This window comes from Zobellia alginiliquefaciens, from assembly GCF_029323795.1.
Lineage (GTDB): Bacteria > Bacteroidota > Bacteroidia > Flavobacteriales > Flavobacteriaceae > Zobellia > Zobellia alginiliquefaciens.
Genome location: NZ_CP119758.1, coordinates 3,172,393 through 3,192,757, shown reverse-complemented (window position 1 = coordinate 3,192,757; position 20,365 = coordinate 3,172,393). Strand labels below are relative to the sequence as shown.

6 protein-coding genes are annotated in these 20,365 nt (G+C 44.7%); 4 read left to right on the top strand and 2 right to left on the bottom strand.

What is annotated here, in order from left to right:
• Positions 1 to 118 precede the first annotated feature (118 nt).
• Both P0077_RS13355 and P0077_RS13350 read left to right on the top strand, forming a co-directional pair.
• Positions 119 to 1,003, top strand: coding sequence for a hypothetical protein (locus P0077_RS13355; RefSeq protein WP_276165722.1), 885 nt, complete (start codon positions 119 to 121; stop codon positions 1,001 to 1,003).
• Between the two features lie 8 nt (positions 1,004 to 1,011).
• The gene (locus tag P0077_RS13350) at positions 1,012 to 2,172 is read left to right on the top strand and encodes a T9SS type B sorting domain-containing protein (RefSeq protein ID WP_276165721.1); all 1,161 of its coding nucleotides are present in this window, start codon (positions 1,012 to 1,014) and stop codon (positions 2,170 to 2,172) included.
• Between the two features lie 370 nt (positions 2,173 to 2,542).
• On the opposite strand, the gene P0077_RS13345 is transcribed toward P0077_RS13350, so the two are convergent.
• Both P0077_RS13345 and P0077_RS13340 read right to left on the bottom strand, forming a co-directional pair.
• Complete coding sequence (locus P0077_RS13345) at positions 2,543 to 15,442, bottom strand: Ig-like domain-containing protein (RefSeq protein ID WP_276165720.1); 12,900 nt, start codon at positions 15,440 to 15,442, stop codon at positions 2,543 to 2,545.
• Positions 15,443 to 15,488: 46 nt separating this feature from the next.
• Positions 15,489 to 16,208 carry a phage tail-like protein gene (locus P0077_RS13340; protein WP_276165719.1) on the bottom strand — a complete coding sequence of 240 codons (720 nt, stop codon included), beginning with the start codon at positions 16,206 to 16,208 and terminating at the stop codon, positions 15,489 to 15,491.
• A 456-nt stretch (positions 16,209 to 16,664) separates the two neighbouring features.
• Here P0077_RS13340 and P0077_RS13335 point away from each other — a divergent pair, with 456 nt between their 5' ends.
• Both P0077_RS13335 and P0077_RS13330 read left to right on the top strand, forming a co-directional pair.
• A complete protein-coding gene (locus P0077_RS13335; protein ID WP_276165718.1) occupies positions 16,665 to 17,030 on the top strand; it encodes a hypothetical protein in 366 nt (121 codons plus the stop codon).
• A gap of 191 nt (positions 17,031 to 17,221) precedes the next feature.
• Positions 17,222 to 20,365: a SusC/RagA family TonB-linked outer membrane protein gene (locus P0077_RS13330; RefSeq protein WP_276165717.1), complete on the top strand. Its 3,144-nt coding sequence runs from the start codon at positions 17,222 to 17,224 to the stop codon at positions 20,363 to 20,365.

Genomic DNA, 20,365 nt, shown 5'->3' with positions numbered 1-20,365 from the left:
TAATTAAAAATTGCGTAATTTCTCTTATATTACAAAGTAAAATCTTATTAAAATATTTACACTATAACTGATAAAACACCTATAACCCACCATTAACCAAACATACAATCAGCTGGTCATGAGACAAATACATATCACTTTCTCCATAATTCTAACCTTGGTAGCAACTAAAAGTGTTTCACAAATAGATGGCAACTATTTATTTGGACTCACACAAGCAACTACTTTAGAAATGAACACCTCAATAAATCCGGTTATTGGTTCACTATTATATAATACGGACGAAGAAAAAATGTATTTGAATACGGCCACGGGCTTTAAAAAAATTCCCTCTATAGATACCAATTCAGTCGATTTTTGGAATTCTACAGGCAATGCCTTAACCAATCCCCTACTTCATTACATAGGCACATCGGATTTACAGGACTTTATTCTAAAGACAAACGATATAGAAAGAATACGTTTTTCCGCTACGGGCAACATTGGTATAAACAACGCTACACCAAATGCCCAATTAGATATTGAAAGTACAGCCGTACCGCTAAGAATCCAACCGAGTACCATTACTCCAACAGGAACCGAAAGCGGACAGATTTTTATGGGTGATGATGGAATCCTTTATGCCTATGACGGGACTAGAATGAAATGGCTAAGTGTTGACCGAACCATGATCGGATGGGGTATGAACAGTGCAATCACCACAAACGCATACCTAAGACAGTTTAATGGCGCCGATTCGGATAATACAGGATGGCGCATGCTTAGAAATGGTACTATAACCGGAATTTCCGCACAAAGCAACAATGCCAATACATGGACCGTTGAAATTCGAAAAAATGATGGGCTCATTCCTATTACGGCCCTTGTAATTACCGCTGCCGATGGCAACCAAGATGCAACTTTAAATGTTGATTTTAACGAAGGTGAATTTCTACAGGCGTATTGCAACGGAATATCCGTAGAGTATCCAGAAGCCTTAATTGAAATAGCTTGGAGAAAGTAACCTGAACTATGATGAAAAAACATATAATTTTCTTTGGCAGCTTTGTTTGTAGTCTGTGCAGTCATCAAATGGTTGCGCAAGACTCGTTTCATAATTTTGGCAATATAAAAATGCATGAAAATGCCCAAATCGGTTTCTACCAAGATTTGATAAATGACGGGTCTTTTGACGAGAACAAAGGACTAGCTGGATTTTATAACGAAGATGTAGCTTACATTAGTGGTGCCTTTAGACCTGTTTTTAAGGACTTGGAAATTGTTGTAGATAATGACCTTGTACTAGAAGTTGGTATTGGTGTTACCAATAATAGCAACTTTATTTCAGGAGATTTGGTTACCCCAAGATTTTTGGTCGATACCAATATAGAATACATTAACAACTCCTTTTATAATGGCGATGCCAACTTTACGAAAGTAAACGGATACGCTTCGGTAAAAAATAAAAAGGACTTTATCTTTCCTATTGGTCATTTTGATAAATTAAGACCATTAAAACTAGCTTCGGACGAAATTAATGAAAATGCCAAGTCGGCTTATTTTTATGAGGACCCTAACAGTCCTTCTACTTTTCGCACATCATTTTACACCGAAAACAGAACGGATATACTCATAGCTATCAGTAATCAGGAATTTTGGGACTTAGATACGAAAACACCTTCTAAAGTAACCTTAGGGTGGGATACAGAAAGTAACCTGTCTAGTTTTCTTGATGCCATAGAAAACCTAAGAGTAGTAGGTTGGCATTCGGAAAGAAATATTTGGGAAGATTTGGGAAACACGGGACTGGATGGTGATTTTGAACAAGGTGAAATAACTTCGGATGTTTTTACTCCGGACGATTATACCGTAATTACTTTTGGAGGCAGTCTTAGCATGCAAAGTGTGGATCTGGGCAACTACCTCTTAACCCCAAATGGGGATGGTAATGCCGATTTTTTTGTTCTGAAAGCCGTTTCCATATCACCTAATAACAAACTTACCATTTTTAACAGATGGGGGCGTTCTGTCTACGAGGCCACCAACTATGACAATACCTTTGAAGGCACCGCTAATGTTAATGGAGTTTATAATACTGCCAAAAAATTACCAGCAGGCGTTTATTTCTATACTATAGATTTAAAGGATATTGGTCTTAAGCACCAAGGATTTATATATATAAACCAAGAATAACTCTTCTTCTTTTATATAGATTCACAACTCAACTCACTACGGGAATGGACACTTTAAGGAAGGTGTTGGCTACAAACCACTAAGGCATTGTATTGTATCTGGCATTCGTGTACCCTATTTAATAAAATCTGTACTATCATTTATTCTCTTTTCAGTGGAATGCCCGTCTTTCAATAATTGGCCGTCCAATTCATTTTCTATGCCGATATCTTTTCTTCATGGAAGAGTAATCAAGTTGAAATGGCAATACAAGAGTCATTGAGCAATTCTATCTTTCTCTTTAACTCCGTATGCTTTCAAACTGATATTCCAGTAAAAAAGTAACCCCAAAGCTTTGGCCTTGAGGTTACTTTTTTTAGTATGGTTTTCTTTATCGATTGATATATAGGTATCCAGATAAACTTTGATTATTATCACCGGCCACGTACTCAATAATATAAAAGTACACGCCTACTGGCAACTCATCATTAGCTCTAATAGTTATCCTTCCTGTAGACATTCCCGTAAATACGTTGGCCTCATTATCGTATCCATCTATCTCAAACACTTTAATACCCCATCGGTTAAAGATTTTTACGGTATTTTGTGGGTAACTCTCTATGTTTTCAATAAGGAATCGACCCTCGTTGAGCTCTGGCGTTACCAAATCATTCTCTACAGAAATACCACAGACCACAGTTTCCGGCGGAGTACCACCTATAGAACTACATGCGTTTAATGGGTCCGTATTATCCGAGACTTCCTGACCGTCTAAAATCATATCTTCATCGGTATCAGCTATATTAGGATCCGTTCCCCTAATGGCTTCCTCCGCGTTGGTAAGTCCGTCGCTATCACAATCTGAACTGTCCAGAGGTGTACCATCAATTGAATCACAATCATTCAACGGATCAGTAGCATCTAATACTTCTTGACCATCATTAATACCGTCCCCATCAGAATCAGGGTTATTAGGATCTGTTCCCAAATCGTCTTCCTCATCATTGGTAAGTCCATCATTATCAAGGTCGTTATCTACAATATCTACTGCATAAGATTTGCTTTCGTTCACCGAAGTACTATTCCCTGCAGTATCTAAAGTGGTAAGGCTTACTTCAATTGAAGAATCATTATCCGCCACCAAATCGCTTCCCGGAACATCAATACTAAAATTACCAAGAGCATCTACCGTGCCTGTATAAGTATTCCCATTTACAACTATGGTTACCGGGTCATTCTCATTGAAATCTCCACTTACCATTCCTGTTATTGGAATGTCAGAACCTGCTTCAGCTGCGTTAATACTATTATCGTTTGTAATATCATCAACGATTACGGTTGCCACAGGGGCTATATCATCTACACTATATGTTTTTATTTCTGCAGATGTGCCTGTATTTCCGTTGATATCGGTTGTAGAAATACTTCCGTCTATAGTGGTATCATTATCCGCTGCCAAAGCACTTCCTGGTATATCTATACTGTATGCCCCTAAAGCATCTACAGCACCGGTATAATCTGTACCATCTACGGTTAATGTCACTATATCTCCATCGTTAAAATCCCCAGTAACATTTCCGGTTACCGTTACATCAGCACCCGCTTCCGTAGCGTTCAGTATATTGTCCGCTGTAACGTTGTCTATTGAAAGAACAGGAGCAGGGTTTACCGTATCTACTGTATAGGTTTTGGCTTCCGTCAAGGTTGTGCTGTTTCCGGCGGCATCCGTTGTCGTTACGCTTCCGTCCACCGTGGTATCCGTATCGGAGGCCAATGCGCTGCCCGGTACATCGATACTGTAATCTCCAGCTGCATCGATGGTTCCCGTATAATCCGTTCCGTCCACCGTTAAGGTCACCGTATCACCGGTGTTGAAATCACCGCTTACCGTTCCCGTTACCGCTACGGTTCCTCCTGCCTCCGTGGCATTGAGTATATTGTCCGCAGTGATATCATTTATTGAAAGTACAGGAGCAGGACTTACCGTATCTACTGTATAGGTTTTGGCTTCCGTCACGGTTGTGCTGTTTCCAGCTGCATCCGTTGTTGTAAAACTTCCCTCTACGGTAGTATCGCCATCGGCCGCCAAGATACTGCCCGGTATATCGATACTATAATCACCCGCCGCATCAACAGTTCCTGTATAATCGGTTCCGTCAACCGTTAACGTGACCGTATCACCTGTATTGAAATCACCAGTAACATTTCCTGTTACGGTAACATCGGCACCAGCTTCTGCTCCGTTTAGTATGTTGTCCGCCGTAATGTCACCTATACTCAGTACAGGTACCGGTGGAGTTGCATCATGTTCAACATCCCTTGTTCCTTGGACAGCAGCGTTGCCACCAAGGTCGCTAACATCTGCTGTAATGGTTGCATTTGCAGGAAGTGCTTGGGCATCCGCTGCAGGAATATCCAAAGTCCAAGCATTGCCGGAAACAATTGCGGTATACGTCTCACCGTTTAAGTTCACCGTCACAGTTTGACCGTTCTCCACATTTGAAGTTGTACCACTAATAGTAACCGGATTGTCATCTTCCGTATCATTTATAATATCATCCCCAGCCACAACATTTATAGAGACAGCAGGTGATGTGGTATCCACCGTATATGCCTGTGTATCCGTTACCGTTCCCGTATTCCCAGCGGCATCCGTTGTCGTTACGCTTCCGTCCACCGTGGTATCGCCATCGGAGGCCAAGGCACTGCCCGGTACGTCGATACTGTAATCTCCGGCTGCATCGATGGTTCCCGTATAATCCGTTCCGTCGACCGTTAAGGTCACCGTATCCCCGGTGTTGAAGTCACCGCTTACCGTTCCCGTTACCGCTACCGTTCCTCCTGCTTCCGCTGCATTTAAAATGTTGTCCGCGGTGATATCGTCGATGTCTAGTACTGGAACTGGCAATGTGGTATCCACCGAATACAATTGTGTATCCGTTACCGTTGCGCTGTTCCCGGCGGCATCCGTTGTCGTTACGCTTCCGTCCACCGTGGTATCGCCATCGGAGGCCAATGCGCTTCCCGGTACGTCGATACTGTAATCTCCGGCTGCATCTACCGTTCCCGTATAATCCGTTCCGTCCACCGTTAAGGTCACCGTATCCCCGGTGTTGAAGTCACCGCTTACCGTTCCCGTTACCGCTACCGTTCCTCCCGCTTCCGTAGCGTTCAGGATATTGTCCGCGGTAATGTCGTCTATTTCCAAGACCGGTACCGGTAAGGTAGTATCCACCGAATACAATTGTGTATCCGTCACCGTTGCGCTGTTCCCGGCGGCATCCGTTGTCGTTACGCTTCCGTCCACCGTGGTATCGCCATCGGAGGCCAATGCGCTGCCCGGTACGTCGATACTGTAATCTCCGGCTGCATCTACCGTTCCCGTATAATCCGTTCCGTCCACCGTTAAGGTCACCGTATCCCCGGTGTTGAAGTCACCGCTTACCGTTCCCGTTACCGCTACCGTTCCTCCCGCTTCCGTAGCGTTCAGGATATTGTCCGCGGTAATGTCGTCTATTTCCAAGACCGGTACCGGTAAGGTAGTATCCACCGAATACAATTGTGTATCCGTCACCGTTGCGCTGTTCCCGGCGGCATCCGTTGTCGTTACGCTTCCGTCCACCGTGGTATCGCCATCGGAGGCCAATGCGCTGCCCGGTACGTCGATACTGTAATCTCCGGCTGCATCGATGGTTCCGGTATAATTTGTTCCGTCGACCGTTAAGGTCACCGTATCACCGGTGTTGAAGTCACCGCTTACCGTTCCCGTTACCGCTACCGTTCCTCCTGCTTCCGTTGCGTTTAGGATGTTGTCCGCGGTAATGTCGTCTATTTCCAGTACTGGTACCGGTACCGTAGTATCCACCGAATACAATTGTGTATCCGTAGCACTTGCCGTATTCCCGGCGGCATCCGTTGTCGTTACGCTTCCGTCCACCGTGGTATCGCCATCGGAGGCCAATGCGCTTCCCGGTACGTCGATACTGTAATCTCCGGCTGCATCTACCGTTCCCGTATAATCCGTTCCGTCCACCGTTAAGGTCACCGTATCACCGGTGTTGAAGTCACCGCTTACCGTTCCCGTTACCGCTACCGTTCCTCCTGCTTCCGTTGCGTTCAGGATGTTGTCCGCGGTAATGTCGTCTATTTCCAAGACCGGTACCGGTAAGGTAGTATCCACCGAATACAATTGTGTATCCGTCACCGTTGCGCTGTTCCCGGCGGCATCCGTTGTCGTTACGCTTCCGTCCACCGTGGTATCGCCATCGGAGGCCAATGCGCTTCCCGGTACGTCGATACTGTAATCTCCGGCTGCATCTACCGTTCCCGTATAATCCGTTCCGTCCACCGTTAAGGTCACCGTATCCCCGGTGTTGAAGTCACCGCTTACCGTTCCCGTTACCGCTACCGTTCCTCCCGCTTCCGTAGCGTTCAGGATATTGTCCGCGGTAATGTCGTCTATTTCCAAGACCGGTACCGGTAAGGTAGTATCCACCGAATACAATTGTGTATCCGTCACCGTTGCGCTGTTCCCGGCGGCATCCGTTGTCGTTACGCTTCCGTCCACCGTGGTATCGCCATCGGAGGCCAATGCGCTTCCCGGTACGTCGATACTGTAATCTCCGGCTGCATCTACCGTTCCCGTATAATCCGTTCCGTCCACCGTTAAGGTCACCGTATCACCGGTGTTGAAGTCACCGCTTACCGTTCCCGTTACCGCTACCGTTCCTCCTGCTTCCGTTGCGTTCAGGATGTTGTCCGCGGTAATGTCGTCTATTTCCAAGACCGGTACCGGTAAGGTAGTATCCACCGAATACAATTGTGTATCCGTCACCGTTGCGCTGTTCCCGGCGGCATCCGTTGTCGTTACGCTTCCGTCCACCGTGGTATCGCCATCGGAGGCCAATGCGCTTCCCGGTACGCCGATACTGTAATCTCCGGCTGCATCGATGGTTCCCGTATAATCCGTTCCGTCGACCGTTAAGGTCACCGTATCACCGGTGTTGAAGTCACCGCTTACCGTTCCCGTTACCGCTACCGTTCCTCCTGCTTCCGTTGCGTTTAGGATGTTGTCCGCGGTAATGTCGTCTATTTCCAAGACCGGTACCGGTAAGGTAGTATCCACCGAATACAATTGTGTATCCGTCACCGTTGCGCTGTTCCCGGCGGCATCCGTTGTCGTTACGCTTCCGTCCACCGTGGTATCGCCATCGGAGGCCAATGCGCTTCCCGGTACGTCGATACTGTAATCTCCGGCTGCATCTACCGTTCCCGTATAATCCGTTCCGTCCACCGTTAAGGTCACCGTATCCCCGGTGTTGAAGTCACCGCTTACCGTTCCCGTTACCGCTACCGTTCCTCCCGCTTCCGTAGCGTTCAGGATATTGTCCGCGGTAATGTCGTCTATTTCCAAGACCGGTACCGGTAAGGTAGTATCCACCGAATACAATTGTGTATCCGTCACCGTTGCGCTGTTCCCGGCGGCATCCGTTGTCGTTACGCTTCCGTCCACCGTGGTATCGCCATCGGAGGCCAATGCGCTGCCCGGTACGTCGATACTGTAATCTCCGGCTGCATCTACCGTTCCCGTATAATCCGTTCCGTCCACCGTTAAGGTCACCGTATCCCCGGTGTTGAAGTCACCGCTTACCGTTCCCGTTACCGCTACCGTTCCTCCCGCTTCCGTTGCGTTCAGGATGTTGTCCGCGGTGATATCGTCTATGTCTAGTACTGGAACTGGCAATGTGGTATCTACCGAATACAATTGTGTATCCGTAGCACTTGCCGAGTTTCCGGCGGCATCCGTTGTCGTTACGCTTCCGTCCACCGTGGTATCGCCATCGGAGGCCAATGCGCTGCCCGGTACGTCGATACTGTAATCTCCGGCTGCATCGATAGTTCCCGTATAATCCGTTCCGTCCACCGTTAAGGTCACCGTATCACCGGTGTTGAAGTCACCGCTTACCGTTCCCGTTACCGCTACCGTTCCTCCCGCTTCCGTAGCGTTCAGGATATTGTCCGCGGTGATATCGTCGATGTCTAGTACTGGAACTGGCAATGTGGTATCTACCGAATACAATTGTGTATCCGTAGCACTTGCCGAGTTTCCGGCGGCATCCGTTGTCGTTACGCTTCCGTCCACCGTGGTATCGCCATCGGAGGCCAATGCGCTGCCCGGTACGTCGATACTGTAATCTCCGGCTGCATCGATAGTTCCCGTATAATCCGTTCCGTCCACCGTTAAGGTCACCGTATCACCGGTGTTGAAGTCACCGCTTACCGTTCCCGTTACCGCTACCGTTCCTCCCGCTTCCGTAGCGTTCAGGATATTGTCCGCGGTGATATCGTCGATGTCTAGTACTGGAACTGGCAATGTGGTATCTACCGAATACAATTGTGTATCCGTAGCACTTGCCGAGTTTCCGGCGGCATCCGTTGTCGTTACGCTTCCGTCCACCGTGGTATCGCCATCGGAGGCCAATGCGCTGCCCGGTACGTCGATACTGTAATCTCCGGCTGCATCGATAGTTCCCGTATAATCCGTTCCGTCCACCGTTAAGGTCACCGTATCACCGGTGTTGAAGTCACCGCTTACCGTTCCCGTTACCGCTACCGTTCCTCCCGCTTCCGTAGCGTTCAGGATATTGTCCGCGGTGATATCGTCGATGTCTAGTACTGGAACTGGCAATGTGGTATCCACCGAATACAATTGTGTATCCGTTACCGTTGCGCTGTTCCCGGCGGCATCCGTTGTCGTTACGCTACCATCTACCGTATTATCACTATCGGCTGCCAAGGCACTGCCCGGTACGTCGATACTGTAATCTCCGGCTGCATCTACCGTTCCCGTATAATCCGTTCCGTCCACCGTTAAGGTCACCGTATCCCCGGTGTTGAAGTCACCGCTTACCGTTCCCGTTACCGCTACCGTTCCTCCCGCTTCCGTAGCGTTCAGGATATTGTCCGCGGTAATGTCGTCTATTTCCAAGACCGGTACAGGTACCGTCGTATCCACCGAATACAATTGTGTATCCGTTACCGTTGCGCTGTTCCCGGCGGCATCCGTTGTCGTTACGCTTCCGTCCACCGTGGTATCGCCATCGGAGGCCAATGCGCTGCCCGGTACGTCGATACTGTAATCTCCGGCTGCATCGATGGTTCCGGTATAATTTGTTCCGTCGACCGTTAAGGTCACCGTATCACCGGTGTTGAAGTCACCGCTTACCGTTCCCGTTACCGCTACCGTTCCTCCTGCTTCCGTTGCGTTTAGGATGTTGTCCGCGGTAATGTCGTCTATTTCCAGTACTGGTACCGGTACCGTAGTATCCACCGAATACAATTGTGTATCCGTTACCGTTGCGCTGTTCCCGGCGGCATCCGTTGTCGTTACGCTTCCGTCCACCGTGGTATCGCCATCGGAGGCCAATGCGCTTCCCGGTACGTCGATACTGTAATCTCCGGCTGCATCGATGGTTCCCGTATAATCCGTTCCGTCGACCGTTAAGGTCACCGTATCCCCGGTGTTGAAGTCACCGCTTACCGTTCCCGTTACCGCTACCGTTCCTCCCGCTTCCGTAGCGTTCAGGATATTGTCCGCGGTAATGTCGTCTATTTCCAAGACCGGTACCGGTAAGGTAGTATCCACCGAATACAATTGTGTATCCGTCACCGTTGCGCTGTTCCCGGCGGCATCCGTTGTCGTTACGCTTCCGTCCACCGTGGTATCGCCATCGGAGGCCAATGCGCTGCCCGGTACGTCGATACTGTAATCTCCGGCTGCATCTACCGTTCCCGTATAATCCGTTCCGTCCACCGTTAAGGTCACCGTATCCCCGGTGTTGAAGTCACCGCTTACCGTTCCCGTTACCGCTACCGTTCCTCCCGCTTCCGTAGCGTTCAGGATGTTGTCCGCGGTGATATCGTCGATGTCTAGTACTGGAACTGGCAATGTGGTATCTACCGAATACAATTGTGTATCCGTAGCACTTGCCGAGTTTCCGGCGGCATCCGTTGTCGTTACGCTTCCGTCCACCGTGGTATCGCCATCGGAGGCCAATGCGCTGCCCGGTACGTCGATACTGTAATCTCCGGCTGCATCGATAGTTCCCGTATAATCCGTTCCGTCCACCGTTAAGGTCACCGTATCACCGGTGTTGAAGTCACCGCTTACCGTTCCCGTTACCGCTACCGTTCCTCCCGCTTCCGTAGCGTTCAGGATATTGTCCGCGGTGATATCGTCGATGTCTAGTACTGGAACTGGCAATGTGGTATCTACCGAATACAATTGTGTATCCGTAGCACTTGCCGAGTTTCCGGCGGCATCCGTTGTCGTTACGCTTCCGTCCACCGTGGTATCGCCATCGGAGGCCAATGCGCTGCCCGGTACGTCGATACTGTAATCTCCGGCTGCATCGATAGTTCCCGTATAATCCGTTCCGTCCACCGTTAAGGTCACCGTATCACCGGTGTTGAAGTCACCGCTTACCGTTCCCGTTACCGCTACCGTTCCTCCCGCTTCCGTAGCGTTCAGGATATTGTCCGCGGTGATATCGTCGATGTCTAGTACTGGAACTGGCAATGTGGTATCCACCGAATACAATTGTGTATCCGTTACCGTTGCGCTGTTCCCGGCGGCATCCGTTGTCGTTACGCTACCATCTACCGTATTATCACTATCGGCTGCCAAGGCACTGCCCGGTACGTCGATACTGTAATCTCCGGCTGCATCTACCGTTCCCGTATAATCCGTTCCGTCCACCGTTAAGGTCACCGTATCCCCGGTGTTGAAGTCACCGCTTACCGTTCCCGTTACCGCTACCGTTCCTCCCGCTTCCGTAGCGTTCAGGATATTGTCCGCGGTGATGTCGTCTATTTCCAAGACCGGTACAGGTAGCGTAGTGATATGTTGAATATCTCTAGTGGCTTGAACTGCTGAAGTACCTAAACTATTTTCCACATCGGCAGTAATGGTTTCCGTAGGGTCTAAAGCTTGTGCTTCGATAGCTGTGATATTGAATGTCCATGCCCCTGAAGTAACCGAAGGAGAATAGGTAGTTCCGTTCAAGATTACCGTTGCTATTTGTCCATCCTCGACATTGGTTGTAGTACCAGAAATCGTCACCGGACTATCGTCTTCCGTTGCATTTATAATATCATCCACAGCAACGACATTAATAGCAATAGTCGGAGTTGGAACCACGGTTACGTTCACAGTAGCAGTAGACGAATCGTTATTTGCATCTGTAATGGTATAGGTAAAAGAATCTGCTCCGCTATAACCTGCTGCAGGTGTATACAATACGGTATCATCTGTTGGATCTAAAGGCGTACTATTATTATCTATAGAGACCGTACCCCCATTAGTACTCGTAGTACTTGGGAGGGTAATTGCTCCGGCATTAGGACCGTCACCTCCAAAGGAATCAGGACCATTACCATTATTGGCCAATACGTCAATACTGTTATTACTTGTATCTTGAGCAATTGAAACCTCATCATCTTGAGCAGTTGGCAAACTATTCACTCCAACATTTACCGTAACCGTAGCTGTATCGCAATTTGTAGGATTGGCGGCATCACAAATTTGATAGTTAACTGTGTAAGAGCCTGTGCCTGTATTATTCGCTACATCTACAGAACCATCCCCGTTTACCGTTAAAGGTCCATTGGTAACCGGCGTAATAGTTACGCTAGTAGGATTGAGTACTGCACCATTAAATTCATCATTATCAAATACATTCAACACATCCGTAACACCAAAGAAACCTTCTACAGCTGTTATACCTGCAGAATCATCTATAGCATCTACATTATTTATTACCGTTAATGTAGCTTGAGCTTCTTCTGGACAAGAGTTGTTAGCACTACTAACCAGGACTTTATAAATATTCCCATCCATGATAAGAGTAACATCTGAAATAGTTAAACTGGAATTAGTAGCTCCCGAAATGTCTGAAAACGTTGACCCAGAATTTGTACTCACTTGCCATTGGTAGGTTAAACCAGCATCTGCATTCACATCATAAGTAGGCGTCCCCGAAGAATACGAAGAGGCGTCTAGGGCTGAAGCCGCTACTGTAAAGGTAGCATCGTCACCCACGCGTTCTTCTTGGTTCGTTGGCGTTGTATCAATACTAGTTTGTGAAGCAGTCGTTACTCCGTTCGTAGTACCGGTATATGCCGTTGCTGCCCCTGTAACCTGACCGTTAGCATCATAGCCAGAGCCATCTACCTCACCATCATTATCCGTATCTAAATGTCCAGCTTCTACAGCATCTAGACAACCATCGTTATCTGAATCTGTATCTAAATGATCAGAAACACCATCAGAGTCAATATCGAAGCTATCTACGACACCATCACCATTAGCATCTATTCCAAAATCAGAATCTTTATAATTTTCTATTCCATCGCTGTCATCATCTACATTTGGGTCAAAACCTCCTGCATTTTCCGCTGTATCCAAAATACCATCGTTATCATCGTCTAAATCTACACTATCAATGACACCGTCTTCATCAGAATCAAATTGAGTTCCCCTAAGGACTATTATAAGGTTTGCAGTATCTGAATTGGATCCATCTGATAATCTGTACTCAAAAGTTTCCGTTAACGTATCACCAATTAACAAATTTGCAACTAACGGATTATTCGTATCTGGTGTATATGTATAAGAACCATCTGATTGTACTACAATAGAACCATAAATACCAGTATAAACAGCATTTACATTTGCTGCACTACCATCTATTTCAGATATTACGATATTGGGGTTCTCACCTTGCCAATAAATATCTGAAACACCTGCTATTTGGCCCAATTGGTCAGCATCAGTAGCATCTGGACCGTAATTGTAACTTAAAACCAATTGATTTATCGGTTCTTCGAAAAATACGTTAACATTACCCGTTGCATCACTGGGTATAGCGCTACCTATACCATAATAAGTATCATTCCCTGCATTTACTACACCTCCTGTAGTTGTAAAATTAAAATTTGACTCAGTACCATCTAAATACCCTTTTATTTTAATTTGATCTTGCCATGAAGAACCTTGAGGAAAATCGATATCTGTTATCAAGAAACCTAAATTAAACACAGGTTCAGTAAAATCTATTGTTAATTCTGTATCTGCAGAAGGGTTGGTATCTGCATCTATGGCAAATAACAAATATCCCGTATGTCCACCATTTGTACCTGTTTGAACAACTGTTTGATTTTGATCATTTATTCCAATGGCAGAAGGGTCGGTAGAAGTAAAATCTAACGTAACTCCTGAAATTGTTCTGTTTTGACCATTTACAGGAGCTGAAACTCCAGCAAAAACACCTCCTGGAGCGCTAAACTCATTTTCCCATACTAAAGTGGATAATCCCCTATCTATAAAATCTGCACCATCAACACCTATATCAGATATTATATTTCCAGAAACACTTACTTCTGTAACCACGTTAATTTCATCTGTATTGTCTAATGCCACGGGTGCTTCATCTACCCCATCAATAGTAATAGTAAGAATACCGTAATCAATAAGATCGTTTTCATCTTTTAAGGTGTAAGAAACAATATCTTGGATACTCTCTCCATTTTTTAATCCGGTTACTGCAGAGTTGGTTTCATCTACATCATAGCTATAGGAGCCATCCATATTAATTGTAAACGTACCATAAAGTGTTTCATAAGGAACACCTACTTGTGCTGGATAAACATCGACTTCTGAAACTGTAAGTCCTGTTCCTGAATCCGGTGTACCACCTGTCAAAACATTTCCGGTTACCGTACCTGTGTTATTTGCTATTATGGTATTAGCATCATCCACCGCTACCGGTGCTGTAGTGTAAACGTTAATTTTAGAGGTAGCAGTGGCCGTTCTAGAACTTGTGTCTGTAATAGTTATCGCTGCTGTTCTAGGACCATCTGTGTAGGGGTCACTTAAATCTCCATATCTTAATAAGTTAAGAAAATCTACAAAATCTTCATTTAAAATAGAGCCTCCAGAACTCTCTTCAATGGTAAAATTGTTCAAACTTTGTGTTATTCTAATAGATGAGCTACCTACAGTGTAAACATTAGACTGTGTAGTTGTAGTAAAAAAGTAAGGGTCGCCACCAGCACCTTGTACTACATAAAGAAGTTCTAACGGATCTACATGCCCTGCAAATTCTATGGTTGCACTAGATATTGATCCATCATCAGAAGCCACAAAAGGATTGTTTACAAATATCCCAACACTATTGGTTGTAGGCCTAAATGGTAATTCGTGGTCTACACCTGCAGTGAATTCATTTAAGTCTATAATAGGTGATTCTCCTTCTGAAAGTGTCCATGGCGAAAATTCACTTATCCTTTCTATCATTAAGGTATTAGCACTTGCATCTAACACTGCAGCTCCTTTTTTCTGCCATCTATCAACGTTTGTATCATATCTGTAAGCAGATAAATTTGCTTCCCCATTTGATGGTACTTCGTCTTCGGTATAAGTTAATGTAAGGTCAGCTTCTCCTGTTCCAGTCTTATCTAATTGCCAAAATCTATTAACAGAAGTGCTATTTAAATCCCCTCCACCTTCATCTAACATCGTTACAACCGCCTCTGGTTGCATAGGTAAGGGTAGCATATCTGAACCTACAGAATATGTGGATACCGTAATAACTCCTAAATCTCCAGATGCTCTTTCTATACTTAAAGGGATTAACTCACCAGCAGTAGTCGCAAATGGAATGGTATATTTTTCTTGTGTAGAGGACAAAGGTGATGTTTGCCACATCACTTTACTTTCGTTCAAAACATCTTCACTAACAATATATCCCTCATTTGAAATAAGCGCTCCAATTAGTGAATTGGTAATTTGCAGCGTATTGGAATTTAGGTCCAGCCTAGAATCATTAAGGTTTATAACTCCCAGATTAGTGCCTGAAACGGATCCCCCAACAATAGTGTTAACTTCTAATGAAGCTTGGTCCACTTCTAAAACCAAGTTGTAAAAAAGGGTTGTTGTAGATCCACCAACGGTAGTAACATCTGTAGTTTTGGTTAGGATTACCGTTCCTTCGGAATCCGTTGTAAAAACTTGTCCCGTACTATTATTGTTCAACCAGTTGCCGTCTACACTTATTGCGGATTCATTCTTTACCTCGGCGTCTCCCGAAACTCGAAAATCTCCATTTAGTACACGAACAGTTGCACCGGGGGTTATTGAAATATCGGCTCCTGAGATATTCAATCCATCTTGAGCGTTAATGCTCATGGAACAGAAAAGAATCAGGAAACCTATTAGGTAGAAATTTTTCATGGGCTTGGTTATTTTGTAGAAGATTGCTGTAAGAGGAAGGGATATTTTATCTCATTTCTGCCATGAGCAGGCCAAAGCCTACCTGAACCCCTATTGCACTGTTGGAAGTACCTACAATCCTAAGTTGAACATCTTGTTTAGCAGCGGCATCAATTTCGACCCATGGGGTGGCAATAAGTCCGTTTGCAGAAATTGAAACACCCGGTCCAAATGAGGCCCCATTTAAATAGGCCCATGTAGCTCCATTATCCGTTGAATATTGCAATGCTATATCTAGCTCTGTACCAATTGTTATAGTTAATCCTGTTACATTCGCCACCACTCGCATTTCCGTTACATCTGACAAATCCAGTTGAAAACGATAAATGTCAACTCCCAATAATTCAACTGGGGATACACTACCGATGTTTAGCCAACCCGTAGGCACTATACCAGATAAAATTGTTACTGCCGATGTAGCCACACGGTTATACAGCTCAAAGGCCGTACCTTGAACGAACATCATACTATTATTCAAATCAGTATTATAGACCATAAGACCGTCTGGTGGGTTAACCAGTGCATTCATTTCTCCCGTGGTCATCCTGGGCATTAAGAGACCACCCGTGGTAGATTGAATATCCAATGCAGCTGCCGGATCGGGAGTCAATGTATTTATACCCACGGACTGAGCTTTAGCAGAGTATGCAAAGACAATTAGTAGAATGACTATAAAATAGTTCTTGGTCAACTGGAATTCAGGTTTAAATACGGCTACTGATTTCATGTTTATATGAGATTTACAGGTTAGGTTGTTCATTTACTTACGAAAGGTTTACTGAATATACTTATTAATCTAATAAAATTGTAAGATTATTACTATTTAATTAATTATTAAAACAAAAGTATTATGAAAATTTATTAATGAAATAGAATGTTGTAAAAACCCTATAAATGCGATGTGAAACTGCTATTTTTGTTGTTTTAAAAAATTACAACAATCAATATAACAGTGATTTATGACTACACCTTATAAAGCAACGAAAACGATGTAGTGAAAAAAACAAGGTTACAGATCAAATATATTTTGAGTAAGATTTTTTACCCAAACACTAAATACATTTTTGTAAGAATTATTTTAACCTCTTTTGTTTGGCAGAACTAAATTAGCCCCTATTTTTGCTGTTTTAATTAAACAGGTAGACCCATGTATTTGGATTATTAGTCCCTTAGAGGTATACTAATGAAGCATTTATTACTCATTTTAACGGTAACCATGTTATTAAAGCCTTTGTGGCCTTTAATCAACTACGCCGTTAACTATGACTACATTGTTACCAATCTCTGTGAGAACCGTAATCAACCCGTGCTTCATTGTGACGGTAAATGTTTCTTAGCAAAACAACTGGCCCAAGAATCTGAAGAAAAAGAAAAAAATCCGTTTGAAAGCGAGCTTTCTAAACTGAAGTTACCCATGGTAGATTGGTTTGAATCCTATCAGTCCAACTCCATTCCATTGGATTCCGCACCGTCTAATCACAAGAGGTATATTGCGTTGGTTCCCTTCCAACTTATTTCAGAAACAGGGCAACCGCCCCAAACCACCTAGCAACACTACGCCATTGCCGCATTTTTCACTTTCGTCTTTTCCGAAGGTGTTCTTGTGTTACCCGATGAGTTTTTTTCACTGGGCACATGCAGCATAGAATTCCACCTATATTTTTAAATCAACCTGATCGTAAGAAGGGATTGTCCCATAGTATTTGACCATCTCGTTATTGCTTTCACAATGTAAAATCAATGATATTTTTCACCTTATTCAGGAGATTCAGACCACCTTTCAATCTGTCTTCAAGAGTGGTTTTTGCGCTATTCTTGATACACCTTTACACTCATGCCTTAAAGGCCGAAGCGGCCGTCAGCTCCTCAACTTTTATTCAAACCCATACTATTAACGGGACTATTACAGACGAAAATGGCACACCACTGCCTGGGACCAATATTTTAGAAAAAGGTAGCACCAACGGAACCCTTTCCGATTTTGACGGAAATTTTTCCCTCCAAGTTCCTTCGGACGCTATCTTAGTCGTTTCCTATTTGGGTTACATCACTCAAGAAATAGCCGTAGACCAACAAACTTCTCTTTCTATCCAAATGCGCGAAGATGCCACCGGCTTAGATGAAGTTGTTGTTACCGCCTACGGTACATCCAACAGAAGAAGTTTTACCGGATCAGCTAAAAAAGTAGCCACTGAAACCCTTACACGATCATCCACAGCAAGTTTTGAAACTGCTTTACAAGGTAATGTTTCAGGGGTAAACATTTTTACATCTGGCCAACCCGGGGGTGCTTCAACGGTACAAATAAGAGGTGTGGGGTCTATAAACGGACTTACAGAACCTTTGTATGTGCTAGATGGTGTGGTCATCAATACCGACAAGACCCTTAGGGCCAACGGTTCCGGAGCCACTGCTTACAATCCTCTGTCCACCATTAATTCGCAAGATATAGCCAATATCACCATATTAAAGGATGCTGCAGCAGCTTCGCTTTACGGTTCCAGAGCGGCCAATGGTGTAGTTATCATCACTACCAAAAAAGGAAAGAACGGGGATACGGAAATCACGTTCGGTATGGAATTAGGTACTAGCCGAAACCTTACTCAAGAGAAAAATGTAAATAACGAGCAATTTAAAAGCCTTTGGCAAGAAGGACAGGTAAACCAGTACATTCAGAATAGCGAAAATGGGGAATTTTCCAGAGTGTATGGCGATGATGCTCTTTATGCCTCATATCAAAATCAGGCGCAGAGCGATTATGAGAGTATTTACGGCACTACTGATGCCAATTCTGATTGGTTGGATGCCATTTACCAGCCAGGTACCCTTAAAAAATATAATCTTTCCGCTAGAGGAGGAAGCGAGAAAACTTCTTTTTATATCTCCGGAGATTACTTTGACCAAGACGGAACCATTATTACCACTAGCCTAAAACGGTATTCGGGAAGGGTAAATCTGGAAAACCAGGCCAAAGATTGGTTGCGCATTGGCATCAACCTATCCGTTGCCAAAACCGAAAGAAATGCCGGGAACTACGACAGCGGTTATGCCGGCGGATTGAATCCGTTGTATATGGCCCGCGTATTGCCTCCAGCTGCACCAATCTACGACCCCAATGGTTACGAAGGTATTGCGGACCTGCCCAATGCCATAGAAAAAAATGCCAATCCTGTGGGGGTTCTTGAAGTAGGGAAATACTTGAATACCGAGTTTCGTACCCGTGGTGATATTTTTGCCGCTATAGACCTGACCAAAGACCTTAAATTCAAGTCCACTTTTGGGGTGGACCACCAATCCAATGCGGAAACTTTCTATGACAACAAGGAATTTGGTGCCGGTGGTGGCGTATGGAACGGTGTCCTTTACGTCATAAAGAGTGAGGTTTTACAGTACACGACATCCAACCTACTCACCTATAACAAGCAACTGAACAAACATGGTTTTGGTGCGCTTCTAGGCCTTGAACTACAAGAATCGGAAATGAGCTCCATCAACAATTCCGGGTATGACGTTCTAGATAGCAATTTGCTTTCCTCAAGTTCTATTGGAACCCTTTGGTCATGGAACGGATACAGCGAAAATTATTCGCTTTTATCCTACTTCTCTCAATTCAACTATAATTTTGACCAGAAGTACTATTTGGCCGCCAGTTACAGAAGGGACGGTTCTTCCCGCTTTGGTGAAGATTCTAGATGGGGCGATTTTTGGTCCGTTTCCGGAGGATGGATCGCTACGGAAGAAAAGTTCATTGACCTTAAAGGACTGGATTATTTTAAATTAAGGGGAAGCTACGGAACCAACGGAAACTTACCTCCGGAATTTTACGCTTCTTTGGCATTCTTTGATACTAGTGGTAAAGGCTATGGCGGTTCTTCCGGACTTTCTTACGGACAATTGGCCAACCCAGACCTCTCATGGGAGTTGAGTTACAATTTTAATATTGGTTTTGATGCGGTACTTTTCAACAAGTTGAACATGACCGTTGAGTACTTCTCCAAAAATACAAAAGACTTGTTATTGAACATTCCTGTTTCCGGTACTACAGGCTTTAGCGACCAATTACAGAATTTTGGCGAAATGACCAACAAAGGTTGGGAACTTGAACTGGGATACTCCCCTATCACAACCGATAAATTTTCTTGGAATTCTAGGGTAAACCTAACCTTTCTGGACAATGAAATTACCAAATTAAAAAGTGATCTTGTTCCTAGCTACAGCTCGCAGTACGGGCAAAACCCTACTATTATTAAAGTTGGCGAAAGTCTGAATTCCTTTTACTTAAGAGACTATGCCGGTGTTGACAAAACCAACGGTAGCGCTCAATATTATGTTCTTGAGAACGGTGAGCGTACAGGTGAAATCACCACCAATGCAGAAGAAGCCGGTTTTGGCATCTTTGGAAAGGCCTTGCAGGATGTTCAAGGCGGTTTTCACAATCAATTTACGTACAAAGATTTCAGCCTTGACTTTCTTTTCACTTTTGGTATAGGAGGTAATGCGTATGACCGTACGGCATTTAAAAGAGATGATGATGGTTTTGCTCCGCAGTTCACCAACACCGTAGCACAATTGAACCCTTGGAACCCGAACAACTCGGACTCCAACGTGCCTATCCGTATAAACGGTAATACAAGTTTCTCCAATGACGTTTCTACAAGGCATTTGTACAGTGGCGATTATTTAAAATTGAGAAACCTAAAATTGAGTTTCAACTTACCGGAACTGAAGTTTATAAAAAGTGGAACACTCTACGTGCAAGGCGATAATTTATTCTTGGCAACCGAGTTGGATGATTACGACCCCGAAGCGGTTTCCAATGGCGTTAACTTTTTCCAGGTACCGACGGCTACAAGTATTTTATTAGGCCTTCAAATAAAACTATAA

Bases quoted from the DNA above. Each gene is read 5' to 3' on its own strand.
- P0077_RS13335 (WP_276165718.1), top strand. From the start codon at position 16,665: ATGAAGCATTTATTACTCATTTTAACGGTAACCATGTTATTAAAGCCT.
- P0077_RS13355 (WP_276165722.1), top strand. From the start codon at position 119: ATGAGACAAATACATATCACTTTCTCCATAATTCTAACCTTGGTAGCA.
- P0077_RS13345 (WP_276165720.1), bottom strand. From the start codon at position 15,442: ATGAAAAATTTCTACCTAATAGGTTTCCTGATTCTTTTCTGTTCCATG.
- P0077_RS13330 (WP_276165717.1), top strand. From the start codon at position 17,222: ATGATATTTTTCACCTTATTCAGGAGATTCAGACCACCTTTCAATCTG.
- P0077_RS13350 (WP_276165721.1), top strand. From the start codon at position 1,012: ATGATGAAAAAACATATAATTTTCTTTGGCAGCTTTGTTTGTAGTCTG.
- P0077_RS13340 (WP_276165719.1), bottom strand. From the start codon at position 16,208: ATGAAATCAGTAGCCGTATTTAAACCTGAATTCCAGTTGACCAAGAAC.